This is a genomic window from Salsuginibacillus kocurii DSM 18087 (assembly GCF_000377705.1).
GTDB classification, from domain to species: domain Bacteria; phylum Bacillota; class Bacilli; order Bacillales; family Marinococcaceae; genus Salsuginibacillus; species Salsuginibacillus kocurii.
The window spans coordinates 371,606-387,193 of sequence record NZ_KB898623.1; the positions used below are offsets into that span (position 1 = coordinate 371,606).

Here is a 15,588-nt window from a genome sequence, read left to right on the forward strand (position 1 = left end):
TACCGCTATAATGGAAGGGGAAAGTGGGGGACTTACGCAATGGAAGATAAAAAAGAGATGGAAAGCCCGGGACAAAAGTATTCTGATTTTGGTTATGAGCTGGTCCGAAAAGAATTTCTGCAAGAACTTCTCGGCCAAGATGAAGGCGAGATATTATATTGGGGCGGGCGTGTATTAGCAAGAAAACACCCTGTACACTCTCTTGAAGAAGTCATTCAGTTCTTCACCACAGCAGGGTGGGGGGAACTTCAACTAATAAAAGAAAGAAAAGAAGAGATGACGTTACAATTGTTGCTTCCAGAAGAACAAAAAAAACCGTTGTTTAACCGGCAGCTTGAAGCTGGCTTCTTAGCTGAACAAATAGAAACACAAAAAAATGCAGCAACAGAGACAGTTATCGTCGAAAAGAAGTACCGCATTGAATTCCATATCCATTGGAATCTCAAAGAAACAGTACTCTCTGACCAATAATTACACGTAGCTGAATACTTCTTTTGAAGAAATGGCCTTAAATACTACCCATCGCTCGACCCTACTATTTACTTATCATCAACCTTCGTACTTAAAAACCGTCCACTCCTAAATGAGTGAGACGGTTACTTTGCTTTCTCTTGAAGATAACGGACAATTTCTTCTGCTGTATTTTTCGGAATGGACAATTTTTGAAACTCTTCTACCTCTGCTTCTTTCATGCGTTTAAGCGAACCAAAGTGTTTAAGCAGAGCCCGTTTTCTTTTTTCTCCAACGCCGGGTATATCATCAAGTACTGAGGTTGTTATACCTTTGCTTCTTGTGTTGCGGTGAAAGGTAAGTGCAAATCGGTGGACCTCATCTTGGATGCGCTGCAACAAATAAAAAGCGTGGCTATCCCTCTCTAGGTTTATTTCTTCCGGCGGGTCCCCGATAATGAGATTTGACGTTTTGTGTTTTTCATCTTTAGCTAAACCAGCTATTGGAATAGGAAGCCCTAGTTCATCTTCGACGACACTTTGCGCAGCAGTTAACTGCCCTTTTCCTCCATCAATTAAAATCAAGTCTGGTAATTCTGCCTGCTCTTTTAACAAGCGGACATAACGCCTTCGAACCACTTCTTTCATGGAAGCATAATCATCAGGACCAGCCACAGAGCGCACTTTATACTTGCGGTATTCATTTTTAGCCGGCTTGCCATCTATAAACGTTACCATGGCAGAAACCGGATCCGTTCCTTGAATATTGGAATTATCAAAAGCTTCAATGCGGTACGGGGGATCCATATCAAGCTTTTCGCCTAACGTTTCAATCGCCCGCACAGTTCGTTCTTCGTTCCGTTCAATTAGGTCAAACCGTTCTTTTAAGGCGGCATGGGCATTTTTTGCTGCAAGGTCTACAAGCTCTTTTTTCTGTCCTTTTTGAGGTTGAAAGACCGTAGCACCAGTTAATTCCTCTACCATGCTTTTATCGATCGTCTTCTCCACTACAATTTCTTTTGGCACAATGTGTTCGGCTTTTAAATAAAACTGGCCGATAAACGCCAGCACGTCCTCTTCAGCATCTTGATAAAATGGAAAAATAGAAACATCTCGTTCAATTAACGTGCCATTTCTCACAAAGAAAACTTGCACACACATCCAGCCTTTGTCATACGCATAAGCAAAAATATCCCGGTCTGTCCGGTCTTTAATCGCCATTTTTTGCTTTTCCATAACGGCGTCAATGTGTTGAATTTGGTCTCTTAATTCTTTGGCCCGTTCAAAATTCAGCGCTTCAGAAGCTTCTCCCATTTCACGGTGAAGGCGTTCTTTTACATCATGATGACCGTTTCTTAAGAAACTAGTGATCTCGCGTACAAGTTCTTTGTTCTGTTCTTCGCTTACTTCAAATTCACAGGGAGCTAAACATTGACCGATATGATAGTACAAACACACCCGGTCCGGTAGCGTGCGGCATTTGCGTAAGGGATACAAACGATCAAGCAATTTTTTTGTTTCATTAGCAGCTCCAGCGTTCGGATAAGGCCCAAAATACTTTCCGCCATCTTTTTTTACATTTCTAGTCGTAATTAAACGGGGATGCTCTTCGTTCGTAATCTTTAAATAAGGATAGGACTTATCATCCTTTAACAGCACGTTATAACGCGGTTCATGTTTCTTTATTAAATTCATCTCTAAAATAAGCGCTTCGAGATTACTGGACGTAATAATATATTCAAAATCATGAATCTCACTAACGAGGCGCTGCGTTTTCCCATCATGTGAACCTGTAAAATAAGAACGAACCCTATTTTTTAACACTTTGGCTTTGCCGACATATATAATGGTGCCATGCTTATTTTTCATTAAATAACAGCCCGGCTGTCCTGGAAGCACTGCTAGTTTTTCTTTAATGGTATCCATAACGCCCCTCCTCTCTCCACCTTTTCCTATCTTACCCTTTTTTCGAGCTTTAACGAAAACTTGGCAAAGCCAAGCCTATGACGCAGGCTGAACCTTAGTTGCACGTATACCATTTCCTTCAACTATTATACATTCTTACGGTGTAAAAAAGAGCCCCGCCGAATCGGCTGAAGGCTCACCTGCATGTTACTTATGCTTTTCAAGAAGTTCAACGAGGTTTTCTTTCGGTTGGAAACCAACCACCTGCTCTACAACTTCTCCATCTTTAAAGATCATAAGCGTTGGAATACTCATAACGCCGTACTTGCCAGCTGTTTCTTGATTTTCATCCACATCGAGCTTAGCGATTTTAATATCGTCTCCCATTTCAGAGTCGATTTCTTCTAGTACTGGTGCGATCATTTTGCAAGGTCCACACCATGGAGCCCAAAAATCCGCGAGCACAACGCCTTCAGACGTTTCATCGCCAAAATTTTGATCGGTCACATTCACAATAGCCATTGCAGATCCTCCTTAAGTTCATTCTACCCTTAGCATTATACACCCGCGATCCATAAATAGCTAACGAGTTGCACACATTCTCATACCCGCTCGCTACTTTCCTTGAAACTACAAATTCGTAGACCGGGTTAATAATAGGATAAAGGCTGATCAGTATTTATTCAACCGATCAGCCTAACCTATAGGATTCAATAAGAATTATTCTATCATTTTGGGGCAGGGTAAACTCACGCTTCTGCTGTTACTTTTTTCAGTTCTTCAGTAAGGGCAGGCACCACATCAAAGAGATCTCCGACAATCCCGTAATCAGCTACATCAAATATAGGGGCTTCCGGGTCTTTATTGATAGCTACGATCACTTTTGAATTCGACATCCCTGCTAAATGCTGAATAGCACCCGAGAGGCCTACGGCAATATATAAATCTGGCGTTACTACTTTACCCGTCTGCCCAATCTGTAGAGAGTAATCACAATACTCTGCATCACAAGCCCCTCTTGAGGCACCGACAGCGGCTCCCAACAGGTCGGCAAGCTCTTCAAGCGGTTTGAATCCTTCAGCACTTTTCACTCCCCGTCCGCCGGCTATAATCACTTTTGCTTCTGCCAAATCAACAGTTCCACTTGTTTTTTTTACGACCTCTTTTATGACTGTACGTAAATCATTTACTTCTACTTCAATGGAGGAAACATCTCCCGTATGCCCTTCATCTTTCTCCAGAGCAGGTATGTTGTTTGGACGAATAGTTACAAACAATGTGCCAGCAGTTACCGTTTTCTTTTCAAATGCTTTACCAGAGTAGATAGGACGCGTAAAGGTTGCATCTTCTTCGCTGCCTTCTATATCTACTACATCTGAAATCAGCCCGCACTTTAATTTTTCTGCGATGCGTGGAGCCATATCTTTTCCCGGAGAAGTATGGGGCATAACAATAGCTTCTGGTTCTTCTGCCTCAACCACTTGTGAAAATACTTGTGTAAACGCATCAGTTACATAATTCCCTAAATTATAATGCTCAGCTTTTACTACGCGATCAGCGCCGTAGTAAAGTAATTCATTTGAGAATTCAGAAACGTCCTCACCTAACAGAACTCCAACCACTTCTCCGTCACCTGCCACCTGTTTAGCGGCGGCAATCGTTTCAAAGGTTACATTTCTTAATTCACCGTCACGAATTTCTCCCAGCGCGAGTACTTTTTTTCCCATCTTGCCATCCCTCCGTTTATATCACTTTTGCTTCATTTTTTAATAAATCAACGAGTTCCGTCACCTGATCGTTTGTCTCTCCACTTAACACTTTACCTGCTCCTTTTTCCGGTGGTAAAAAGCGCTCAAGTGTTTTTGTTTTTGCTTCTATATCGTCTTCTTCTAGGTCCAAGTCATCGAGGTCAAGTGTTTCAAGTGGCTTCTTTTTCGCTTTCATGATGCCTGGAAGTGACGGATAACGCGGTTCATTCAGGCCTTGCTGTGCAGTCGCCAAAAGAGGAAGTTGAGCCTCTACCGTTTCAACATCTCCTTCAACATCTCGTTCAATTACCGCTTTTTCGCCGTTAATTTCTATTTTTGTAATTGTAGTCACTTGATTAATCCCTAGCTTCTCTGCCAAACGTGGTCCTACTTGGCCTGCTCCGTCATCAACGGCCACATTTCCACCAAGAATTAAATCAAATTCTTTATCCTTTAAATAAGCACTCAACATTTCTGAAACCGTATAATGGTCTGGTTCCTCGTCAAGGTCTTCTATATCTAAAAGTACTGCTTGATCTGCCCCCATAGCTAGAGCTGTACGAAGTTCTTTTTCTGCATCTTCATCCCCAACCGTTAAAACGGTTACTTCTCCACCATGTTCCTCGCGAAGAACAATCGCTTCTTCGATTGCATATTCGTCATAAGGATTGATAATAAATTCTGCACCCTCTTCATCAATCAAACCGTTGTTGATTTCAATTTTTTCTTCGGTATCAAATGTTCGTTTCATAATGACATAAATGTTCATCTTTACTTCCCTCCTAAAATGTTTAAAAGAGCCATTGGTATACCGCTTGATTAAAAGGGGTATGGCAGCAACCCTGTTCAGCTATTTATCTTTGAAAACAGGAGAACGCTTTTCCAAAAACGCTCGAATTCCTTCCTGCCCATCGTAGGAATCATACACCTGACCAAACAGTTCACTCTCTTTCATCATGCCTTCCTCAAAACTCTCGTCTGTTGAGTAGGTAAGCAGTTCTATAATCATTCGAGTGGAGACGGCACTCTTGTTGGCAATTTTTTCAGCTAGTTTTTTAGCTTCTTCGAGTAGTTCGCCTTCAGAGCAAACCCGATTAATCAAACCCCAGCGCTCTGCTTCTTCCGCTCCAATCGGCTCTGCGGTTAAAAGCATTTCTGCCGCCTTTGCACTTCCAACCAGCCTAGGCAGTCGTTGTGTTCCTGCAAATCCCGGAATAATGCCCAATGTTAACTCTGGGAGTCCCAATTTCGTTCCTTCACTAGCTAAACGCATATGACAGGCCATCGCCAGTTCTAATCCTCCGCCTAAAGCCGCTCCATGAATGGCTGCAATGATCGGTTTTGGAAACGTTTGCATTTTTGTAAATAATTCTTGCCCTTCTCTGGCAAGTGAAGAAAACTCCTTGCCAGAAGGGGCATTAGTAAATTCTTTAATATCAGCTCCGGCCGCAAAGAAGCGGCCTTCCCCAGAGATAATAACTGCTTTAAGCTTAGGATTATGTTCAATCTTCTGCAATGCTTCTTCCAACTCTTTCAATACATGTGTAGACAAAGCATTGGCTGGTGGGCGAACAATCGTAATATAAGCAATGTAGTCTTCTTCTGTGACCCGCAAAGCATCCATACCATCATCGCTCCCTTCAGGCTCTTACCACGTTTATTTATCTACGCCTTTAAATCCATTCAGTAAAAGTTTATATACTGGTTCTGAGGAAGCTACAAGATCATATTTACAATCTTTCATGACCCAATTGGTTACGACCTCATCCAAGGTGCCAAACATCATTTGACGTCCTAGCTTTTCATTCACATCGTTTGAGAATACACCTGTCCTTTTGCCTTCTATAATAATTTCTTCCATTAAGGTGAGATAGTCTTTTAATACCTCGTTAATTCTTCCCCTCAACTGACTGCTTGATTGTCGCAGTTCTAATTGTGTCACCACAGCCAATTCTTTATTTTCATTTAATTGGGAAAAATGGAGGTTAACTAATCTCTTTAATTTCTCCTCAACCGATATAGGCGCTTCAAGTTGCTGTTTTATCGTTTCAATAAAATTACCCATTTTCATTTCAAATAAGGAGATAAGAATATCTTCTTTGTTTTTAAAATAAAGGTAGATCGTTCCATCTGCAACGCCAGCTTCTTTAGCCATTTTGGAAACTTGTGCATGATGATAGCCATGTTGAGCAATCACACTTACCGCAGCATTAATAATTTGTGAATACTTTTCTGTGTTTTTCTTGTTCACCGGGGTTCTTCCTTTCTCCTAAGCAACTGCTAAACTTCAAACATCAATTAAATGAATGACTATTCACTCAGGTTTCTTTTATTGTAATGCAGCTACCGTCCCCTGTCAATTCAATATATCACATTATGAAGTTTTTTCTTCTTGTTTTTGCTCAGTCAGCTTGGCCTTCTCTTCTTCTGCTAGCACACGTTTCAATACTTTACCTACCATTGTTTTCGGGAGTTCTTTCCGGAATTCATATGCTCTTGGCACTTTATAAGAAGCTAAACGCTCTCTGCAGAAGCTGTTTAATTCCTGTTCATTGACCGTTTCACCTTCTTTAGGTACTACGAAGGCTTTTACCGTTTCCCCGCGATAAGGATCAGGCACTCCAATGACTACTGCCTCTTGAACATCATCATGTTCATAGAGCACTTCTTCGATTTCCCGAGGATAAATATTAAATCCCCCTGCTATGATCATTTCTTTTTTCCGGTCCACAATGTAAAAGAATCCATGCTTGTCCCTATAAGCCATATCCCCAGTTAACAACCAGTCTTCATGGAAACTAGCATTGGTTTCTTCAGGGCGTTTCCAGTAGCCTTTCATAACTTGTGGACCTCTCACGGCTAGTTCACCAACTTCACCCATTTCCGCTTCTCCCTGGTCGTTTTCTTTTATAATTTTGGCTTCGGTATCAGGCCATGGAATCCCGATACTACTTTCTTGCCGCTCGCCCCACAGTAAATTGCAGTGCGTAACAGGTGATGCTTCAGTTAAACCATATCCTTCGACAAGTTTCCCACCAGTCAGTGCTTCGAATTCTTGCTGGACTTCGACCGGCAAAGAAGCTGAACCGCTAATACAAGCCTTAATAGACGAGAGGTTATATTTATTGATGTCTGGATGATTAATAAGACCAATGTAAATGGTCGGCGCCCCAGGTAAAATTGAGATCTTCTCTTTCATGATCGTTTGAAGCACTTCTTTGGCATCAAAACGAGGCAAAATGACCATTTCAGAAGCGTGCATAATGGATAAATTCATAGATACTGTCATTCCATAAACATGAAAAAACGGCAAAACAGCTAACGTTTTCTCCTGGCCTTCATTTAGTTTATACATCCAGCTGAGACACTGCTGTGTATTGGCTACAAGATTCTTATGAGTCAGCATAACCCCTTTAGCAGGTCCAGTTGTGCCTCCTGTATATTGTAATAATGCTAAATCTGCAGCCGGATCAATGTCGACTTTAGGTTTGTCTTGATTCTTTGTCTTTACTAATGCAGTGAACGGATGCACCTTTTCTCCATATGTAACGTTAACCTTCATCTTGTACTGACGTTTTTGAATGAATGGATAAACGATATTTTTGGGGAAAGGTAAATAATCTTTAATACCCGTTACTATGACGTGCTCTAAGCAGGAGTCTTCTAAAACCGCCGTCACCTTTGGATACAACATATCCAAGCAAATAATTACCTTAGCCTCAGCGTCCACCAACTGATGAGATAACTCTCTCTCCACATAAAGAGGGTTGGTCTGAACAACAGTAGCTCCCGCCAATAAAACCCCATAATAGCTAATCACAGATTGAGGGGAGTTTGGCAGCATAATGGCTACCCGATCACCTTTATTCACGCCGAGATTGATTAACTGCCAAGCCAAGGCGTTAGCTTGAGAAAAAAGTTCAGCATACGTTAACGAAGCACCCTTGAAAGAAAGCGCTTTCTTATCTGGGTATGCAGTTGCTGCTTTTTCAAGAAAAGCAGGCAGTGGTTTTTCATCGTAAGATAGACTTGAAGGTATTTCCGGGGGATAGAGTCCCGCCCATGGTTTTTCTGTCGTCTGATTCAATGAAAATCCTCCCTTTTCACCTTCCCTTCTCTTGGAAATATCTCCTCTGTATATCATTGTACTGAATACTTGTTCATTTTCAAACTCTTTTTTTCTGAAATATTGACTCTGATAAATTGTAGTGTTGATAATTCACCTTTCGACGCGCGAACCGGAAGCCTCTTCAGGCTCCCCCCGGCGTAGTCTTGACCGGCTTGCTGGGACCCGGTGGTATAGTATCTACTCAACTATAATAAAACCAGCCGTGAACAAAGAGTGATCACGGCTGGTTTTCATACCGACAGTTGTTACGGACACCCTTTTGGAGTGGGTTCTCTTAAAGTGTAGTGTTGTTATTTCTTCCATATCCTCCTTGTTTGCAGGCGGTAAGTCAGCCTCTTCGAGCTAACGCCTTGCAGACACCACTTAGCTATTCAAAAAATATCAACGACCTTATTAATCACGTTCTTAACAAATTCTAAAGGTTAAGACCCTTCTTTTTCTTGTGCATTAGCAAAGGCTTTAGCTTCTTCTTCCTCTACTAACACCCGGCGCAGCACTTTACCAACCATCGTCTTAGGCAGTTCTTCTCGAAATTCCACCTGCTTTGGCACTTTAAAGGCAGCCAACTGTTTACGACAGAAATCTTCAATCTCTTTTTCCGTTGTAGCAGCTCCGTCTTTTAATACGATAAACGCTTTAACGGTTTCTCCTCTATAAGGGTCCGGCACCCCAATAACGGCAGCTTCTTGGATACTCTCATGTTCGTAAAGTACTTCTTCAATTTCACGTGGGTAAATATTAAAACCACCTGCAATGATCATATCTTTTTTACGGTCGACAATGTAAAAGAATCCATCTTCATCCATATATCCCATATCTCCACTGAAAAACCATCCATCTTTGAGCGTAGCTTGGGTCTCCTCTGGCCGGTTCCAATATCCTTGCATAACTTGAGGGCCTTTGATGACAATTTCCCCAATTTCACCAGCTGGGGCAAAACCTTCGCCTTCGCTGCTATAGATTGCCATCTCTGTATCTGGCCAAGGGATACCGATGCTGCCAGTCTTGCTTTTTGCCCAAATGGGATTCGCTGCAGCCACCGGAGACGTTTCGGTTAAGCCGTAGCCCTCTACAAGTTTGCCTCCAGTTATTTTTTCGAATGTGTCTTGGACCTCTTTTGGCAACGGGGCCGAACCGCTTAAACATGCTTTAATGGAAGATAAATCATACTTATCAATGTCTGGGTCATGTATTAAACCTATATACATAGTTGGTGCCCCTGGGAAGAGAGTAACTTTTTGTTTTTGTATCGTCTTGAGTACTTGTTTTGGCTCAAATTTTGGCAGGATAATTAAAGAAGAAGCGTACATGATTGCAATATTCATGGCTGCTGTCATACCGTAAACATGAAAGAAAGGCAGCACTGCTAAAATACGCTCGTTTCCTTTTTCCATCTTATACATCCATGCTCTGCTCTGGAGCGTATTTACTACAAGATTATAATGAGTGAGCATCACACCTTTTGCCGGACCTGTAGTGCCGCCGGTATACTGTAATAAAGCAAGGTCCTCTTTTGGATTAACAGCCACTTCAGGTTCTTTTTCTGAGCCTTGCTCGAGCCATGTTTTAAAGTGAACAGTTTGGCTATCGTACGAAACGTCAACTTTTATTCCACTGTTTTTTTTCTGCACCAATGGATAGAGAATATTTTTCGGAAAAGGCAAGAAGTCTTTAATACTAGTAACAATAACCTTCTCTAATTGGGTGTTTTGACGTACTGCATCCACGCGCGGAAAGACCAAATCCAGGCAAATCATGATCTTTGCTCCTGAATCCATTAGTTGATGCTCCACCTCTCGTTCCACATAAAGAGGGTTGGTTTGAACAACAATAGCACCCGCCAACAATGCTCCGTAGTAACAAATTACAGATTGAGGGGAGTTAGCGAGCATCAGGGCCACACGGTCCCCTTTTTGAATGCCTTCTGCCTGGAGCTGGTTCGCCACTTTTAATGAATAGGAGTATACCGTTTTGTAGGACATAGTCGTCCCCATGAAATGCAAAGCTTGTTTGTCAGGATAATTTTCCGCTGACTCTTTTAAATAAGAGTGCAATGAGCGTTCCTCATAGGTCATCGACGCAGAAATCTCATCAGGGTAACTTTCCAACCAGACTGGATTCGTTTCCGTTTGCACGAATGTCTGCCTCCTTTATTATTCGCTCCTTTCAGTTTACGATTCTCCTCTCTACTATTTATTGTAATGTAATCGCCTCCATAAATAAATATAAATATTACAACATTTAGAATTTTCATTCTTTGAATATATATTATGTTTTATTTCATGATTTTATTGCTGCTTGTTATCATGAGAACAAAAAGGCGGCAGATCAAGTTGGATAACTCTCATAGACCATCACACAGGGAGAGTGGTTGGGCCTCTGTGAAAAAGAAGAGGAAGAAGCCGATAATCAACACGACGAGTATATGGCCCCCAAATCTCTCGGTCCCTTTGCAACGATAGTGACTTGACGGTGTCTTACTTATCTCCTCACTTTTTTCGCGGTGCTCTAACCAGTATCATCTGTGCAAGCAAAAAAACGCGCCACTACGAGCGCGTTTTTACGTTTATATCCACAAGACTAGATAAATCACCCCAGCCAGCATAAAACCGGCACAACAAGCGATCAGCACCTTCCACAACGTGTCCATCGGATAAACCTCTCCCTTTATTCATTTTTCACATTAACATGCTAGCCCCTATCACAAACGATAAGGCTACTGATAAAACAAATGCTATGAATCCTACCGCTCGATTATCGGCTGCTAACTCCTTATCGACTTTAAATAACGGTGTTAAAAATTCAAATATCATATAACCCAAAATGAGAAGAGCAAATCCATAAATCCCCCACAATAACGTTAGCAGCATGCTTTCTTGAAAATAAATAGCATGGGCAAACACGACTAAAACACCTACTATTTTCCCCCCGGTTGCAAGCGCTACTGCCACATTTCCTTGGTGAACCTCTTCCCAGTTTTTATAAGGCGTAAGAAGCTCAAATAAGAACAAACATAACAACAAAGCCAATATCGCTACGCTATACTGGGCAGCAGTAAAAATGAAAGGGTTGGTTAATAAATCTTCCACAACACACACTCCTGCACATTTATTTGAGTTCGACTACGGTATTACCAATCCCACCTTCATTCATGCCTCCATCTCTAGTTGACTTTACATTGCGGTGGTTCTTTAAATACTCCTTAACTCCTTTTCGAAGGGCACCTGTGCCTTTTCCGTGAATAATATGGACTTGGGCGTAACCAGCCAGCACAGCTTCATCAATATATTTTTCGACGCGGTGCATCGCTTGGTCAAACCGTTCACCTCTTAGATCTAATTCAGGTTTTACAGGTTCATTGCTCATAACACGTGCTACTGGCTTTGTTTTTTTAGGTTCCGGTGCAGTTTTACGTTTTTCCATATCCTCTTTAGAAACGTTCATCTTCATAATACCGAGTTGGACTTGAAATTCAGACTCATTAATCTTTTCTACCACTGTTCCGATTTGGCCGAAGCTTATGACCTTTACTTCATCGCCTTCTTTTATTTCTTGGCTCTGCTTAGCTTTTTTCTTTATTTTTTGCTGTTTCTTTGATAATTCAGGTGGGGCATCTTGCAATCTCTTTTTAGCGTCAATTAACTCATGTTCTTTAACGTGATGTCCTTCTTTTTGCAGTTCTCTTAAATCATTAATGATACTTTCTGCTTCAGTACGTGCTTTTTGAACTTCTGCTTCAGCTTTTTCTTCAGCTTCCGATAGCTGTTTTTCCTTTTCTTGTTCAAACTGTTCAAGCTCTTGTTCTAATTCGGAATGAAGCTTTTCTGCTTCCCTCCGCCATTTCTCTGCTGCACGCTGCTCTTCTTCTGCTTCCTTCCGCTTCTCTTCTAAAGAAGAGATCATTTCCTCTACTTGCTGACTTTCAGCGCTCACTTCCGCTTCGGCCCCTTTTATCACTCGTTCATTTAAACCAAGCCGACGCGAAATGGCAAAAGCATTACTACGTCCAGGTACCCCTGTTAATAACCGATATGTTGGCTGCAAGGTATCAACATCAAACTCTACACTTGCATTCATTACCCCTTCCCGATTATACGCGTACCCCTTTAATTCACTATAGTGAGTGGTTGCCACCACTCTTGCTCCTCGCTGATACACTTCATCCAGTATGGAAATGGCGAGAGCCGCTCCTTCTGTTGGATCAGTGCCGGCTCCTAATTCATCAAATAAAACAAGGCTTTCGTGATCTAACTGTTCAAGAATTGAAACAATGTTTGTCATATGAGAGGAAAATGTACTTAAACTTTGTTCAATCGACTGTTCATCGCCAATGTCTGCGTAAACTGTAGCAAATACACTTGCTTCAGATTCTTCCTCCACGGGAAGAAACAAGCCGGATTGGGCCATAAGCGTAAGCAGGCCGACTGTTTTTAAAGTAACTGTTTTCCCGCCGGTGTTCGGACCGGTTATGACAAGAGAATTATAGGTATCGCCAATTTCTACATCAATGGGGACGACTTCATCTGCTTCTAGTAACGGATGTCTAGCCTGTAAAAAGCGAAGATGTCTTTCATCGTTTAAAGTGGGCAAAACCCCATCTAAAGAACGCGCGTAAAAAGCTTTTGCAAATAAGAAATCAAGTTCTGCCAAACGATTGGTGTTTTCCAATAATGCTTCCTGATGGAGCTGTACTCCTTCTGACAGTTCCATTAAAATACGTTCAATTTCCCTGCGTTCATTTACTTTAGCTTCACGAAGCTGATTATTAATTGTAACGACAGACTGAGGTTCTACAAAAACGGTAGCTCCTGAAGAAGACTGATCGTGCACAATTCCTCCAAAAGATTGGCGGTATTCTTGTTTTACCGGAATGACATAGCGGTCATTGCGAATCGTTACAACTTGGTCTGACAATTTACTTTGATGGTCTTTAGAACGTGTAATTTGATCTAACTTTGATCGTACGGCTGATTCATGGCTTTTTATTTGCTGGCGTATGGAGCGCAGAGCTGAACTCGCGCTTGTCAAAATTTCTCCATGTTCATCAATGGCTTGCGCAATTTGCTTTTCCAACTCTGCTAACACCGCAATGCCATCAACAAGGTTTTCCACATGAGGTATATCAATTAAGTCTTCTTCAAAAATCGTTTCAATAAATGACTTCAGTCGGCGTCCTGCATAGAGTGTCCCTCCAATCTCCAGCAGCTCACTTTCATTTAACATGCCACCGATCTCAGCCCGTTTTACGTGCGCTCGAATATCTTTCATTCCACCTAAAGGCACGTTGCCTTTTAAACGAAGAATTTTATGGCCTTCTTCTGTCTGCTCTAGCATTTCTTTTACATCTTCATACGTAGAAGAGGGTTTTAATTTTTCTACAAGCGCCCGCCCCAGCGATGAAGACACGTACGCTTTGAGCTGGTCCTTCATTTTATTGTACTCTAACGTTTGTAACATTCGTTCATTCATGTCTTAAGACATCCTTTCAGTCTCGCAGGCAGCCAGTTACCGAAAGTATACTCATACTACTTATATGAAATAATCACGAATCTCCGCTGGCGTCCATGTATTTATAATTTGATCTTTAGTAAGCAGTGCTTTTCGTGCGGTTCCGGTTCCTATCGTCATATGATCCAACATATTGATCCGGTGAGCGTCCGTATTGATCGCAAATTTCACCCCAGTCTCTGCTGCTTCCTTTAACAAGTCTGCAGATAAATCCAAGCGATTGGGGTTTGCATTTAATTCTAAAACCGTATGTGTTTCGGCCGCCTTTTTAAAGAAGGCAGGTAAATCAATATTAATCCCTTCCCGCCGCCCAATTAATCGGCCAGTTGGGTGAGCGATTATATCCACATGCGGATTATCTAATGCTTGCGTAAGGCGATACATTATTTCCTCTTCTGACTGAGAAAAGCCAGAATGAATAGAAGCAATTACAAGATCCAGCTTTTTTAATAGTTCATCGTCAAAATCAAGCGTTCCATCCGGACGGATGTCCATTTCTGTTCCAGCCAATACTTCTATTTCTTCATATTGTTCATTGACTCGGTTTACTTCTTCAATCTGCCTCTTTAGACGTTCTGGACTTAAGCCATTTGCTACTTGTAAATAATGAGAATGATCGGTAATAGCAATTGAACTGTAACCTTTTTCAACCGCTGCCTGGACCATTTCACCTATAGAATTAGCCCCATCACTCCAAGTGGTGTGCATGTGTAAATCACTTTGAATATCAGTGTCTTCTATCAAAGGATACGACTCTTTAAAGAGTTCCGTTTCATCCATCCCTTCTCTTGCCTCTGGTGGAATCCATTTTAACCCAAAATGAGCATAAAAGTCGCTTTCCTGCTCAAAGGTGAGAAGTTCCGCTGTCTCAATGTTTTCTACCCCGTATTCGCTCACTTTCTCCCCTTGTTCTTTTGCAAGCTGGCGCATCTTAATGTTATGGTCCTTCGATCCAGTGAAATGATGCAAGGTTGTTGCAAAATATTCGTCAGCCACTAACCGAAAGTCTACTCCTACTGGATAATCAAGTCCCAATTCCAGAGAGACTTTGGTCTCTCCATCTACAACAACAGTAGAGACATGATCAAGATTTCGAAGTTTCTCGCGGACAGCTTGGATGTCTTCTAAGTGCACAGACAAAATGTAGTCTACATCTTTTACCGTTTCCTTCATGCGCCTTAAGCTTCCTGCTCGTTCAAAACGCTGAATTTCATCAAGTTTAACTAGTTGTTCTTCCACTTGTTCTGCTGCCTCTAGCATAAAAGCAATAGGCAGACGTTCAGGACGTTTGTCTACATCTTCTAATGCTTGTAAGATCTTTTTTTCCGTTTTTGCGCCAAACCCAGCTAAGGCTTGAACTTCACCTTGTTCACATGCTTGTTTTAATGAAGCAGCATCAGTGATGTTAAGTTCTTGATAAAGCTTGCCTACCTTTTTGCCGCCCAGTCCCTGCAGCTTAAGGAGCGGAATCAAACCGGCAGGGATTTTCTCGCTTAATTCGTTTAGCACACTGGCCTCTCCAGTTGTGATTAACTCTCGAATCACCGCCGCTGTTCCCTTTCCTATTCCATTTAATTCACCAGGGTCATCAATTTCAGATAAAGCACGTTCATCCTGTTCCAAGGCTTGTGCAGCTTTACGATAAGCCGATATTTTAAAAGGGTTTTCCCCCTGAACTTCTAAGTAGACTGCTATTTTTTCCAACGCTTGGATAACAGTTTTTTTATCCATAGTTCATCACACCTTCATTGTAGTAAACTAACCGATCAACTTGGCTAAAAAAGAAAACTCGCCGTTACGACGAGTTCCACTTGAGCGGCCTTGCTTCAAACGACTTAAAAAGGAAACT

12 protein-coding genes are annotated in these 15,588 nt (G+C 41.8%); 1 reads left to right on the forward strand and 11 read right to left on the reverse strand.

Features of this window, described 5'->3' with window-relative positions:
- Nucleotides 1-39: 39 nt before the first annotated feature.
- Complete coding sequence (locus D469_RS0101880) at nucleotides 40-471, forward strand: DUF2507 domain-containing protein (RefSeq protein ID WP_018921662.1); 432 nt, start codon at nucleotides 40-42, stop codon at nucleotides 469-471.
- 125 nt (nucleotides 472-596) lie between these two features.
- On the opposite strand, the gene uvrC is transcribed toward D469_RS0101880, so the two are convergent.
- From uvrC to polX, 11 genes are all read right to left on the reverse strand, one after another.
- The gene (uvrC, locus tag D469_RS0101885) at nucleotides 597-2,375 is read right to left on the reverse strand and encodes an excinuclease ABC subunit UvrC (RefSeq protein WP_018921663.1); all 1,779 of its coding nucleotides are present in this window, start codon (nucleotides 2,373-2,375) and stop codon (nucleotides 597-599) included.
- A 186-nt stretch (nucleotides 2,376-2,561) separates the two neighbouring features.
- Entirely contained in the window at nucleotides 2,562-2,876 is a 315-nt protein-coding gene (gene trxA, locus D469_RS0101890) for a thioredoxin (RefSeq protein WP_018921664.1), read from the reverse strand.
- Between the two features lie 227 nt (nucleotides 2,877-3,103).
- Nucleotides 3,104-4,081: an electron transfer flavoprotein subunit alpha/FixB family protein gene (locus D469_RS0101895; RefSeq protein ID WP_018921665.1), complete on the reverse strand. Its 978-nt coding sequence runs from the start codon at nucleotides 4,079-4,081 to the stop codon at nucleotides 3,104-3,106.
- A gap of 16 nt (nucleotides 4,082-4,097) precedes the next feature.
- Entirely contained in the window at nucleotides 4,098-4,871 is a 774-nt protein-coding gene (locus D469_RS0101900; protein WP_018921666.1) for an electron transfer flavoprotein subunit beta/FixA family protein, read from the reverse strand.
- Between the two features lie 81 nt (nucleotides 4,872-4,952).
- On the reverse strand, nucleotides 4,953-5,726 hold the full coding sequence (locus D469_RS0101905) for an enoyl-CoA hydratase (protein ID WP_018921667.1): 774 nt from the start codon (nucleotides 5,724-5,726) through the stop codon (nucleotides 4,953-4,955).
- Nucleotides 5,727-5,759: 33 nt separating this feature from the next.
- Nucleotides 5,760-6,353, reverse strand: a complete 594-nt coding sequence (locus tag D469_RS0101910; RefSeq protein ID WP_018921668.1) for a TetR/AcrR family transcriptional regulator — start codon at nucleotides 6,351-6,353, stop codon at nucleotides 5,760-5,762.
- 123 nt (nucleotides 6,354-6,476) lie between these two features.
- Complete coding sequence (locus D469_RS0101915) at nucleotides 6,477-8,189, reverse strand: long-chain-fatty-acid--CoA ligase (RefSeq protein WP_018921669.1); 1,713 nt, start codon at nucleotides 8,187-8,189, stop codon at nucleotides 6,477-6,479.
- Nucleotides 8,190-8,653: 464 nt separating this feature from the next.
- On the reverse strand, nucleotides 8,654-10,366 hold the full coding sequence (locus tag D469_RS0101920; RefSeq protein ID WP_018921670.1) for a long-chain-fatty-acid--CoA ligase: 1,713 nt from the start codon (nucleotides 10,364-10,366) through the stop codon (nucleotides 8,654-8,656).
- A gap of 543 nt (nucleotides 10,367-10,909) precedes the next feature.
- On the reverse strand, nucleotides 10,910-11,320 hold the full coding sequence (locus D469_RS0101925) for a DUF350 domain-containing protein (RefSeq protein WP_018921671.1): 411 nt from the start codon (nucleotides 11,318-11,320) through the stop codon (nucleotides 10,910-10,912).
- 19 nt (nucleotides 11,321-11,339) lie between these two features.
- The gene (locus D469_RS0101930; protein ID WP_018921672.1) at nucleotides 11,340-13,700 is read right to left on the reverse strand and encodes an endonuclease MutS2; all 2,361 of its coding nucleotides are present in this window, start codon (nucleotides 13,698-13,700) and stop codon (nucleotides 11,340-11,342) included.
- A gap of 60 nt (nucleotides 13,701-13,760) precedes the next feature.
- Nucleotides 13,761-15,470, reverse strand: a complete 1,710-nt coding sequence (gene polX / locus D469_RS0101935) for a DNA polymerase/3'-5' exonuclease PolX (RefSeq protein ID WP_018921673.1) — start codon at nucleotides 15,468-15,470, stop codon at nucleotides 13,761-13,763.
- Between the last annotated feature and the right edge of the window lie 118 nt (nucleotides 15,471-15,588).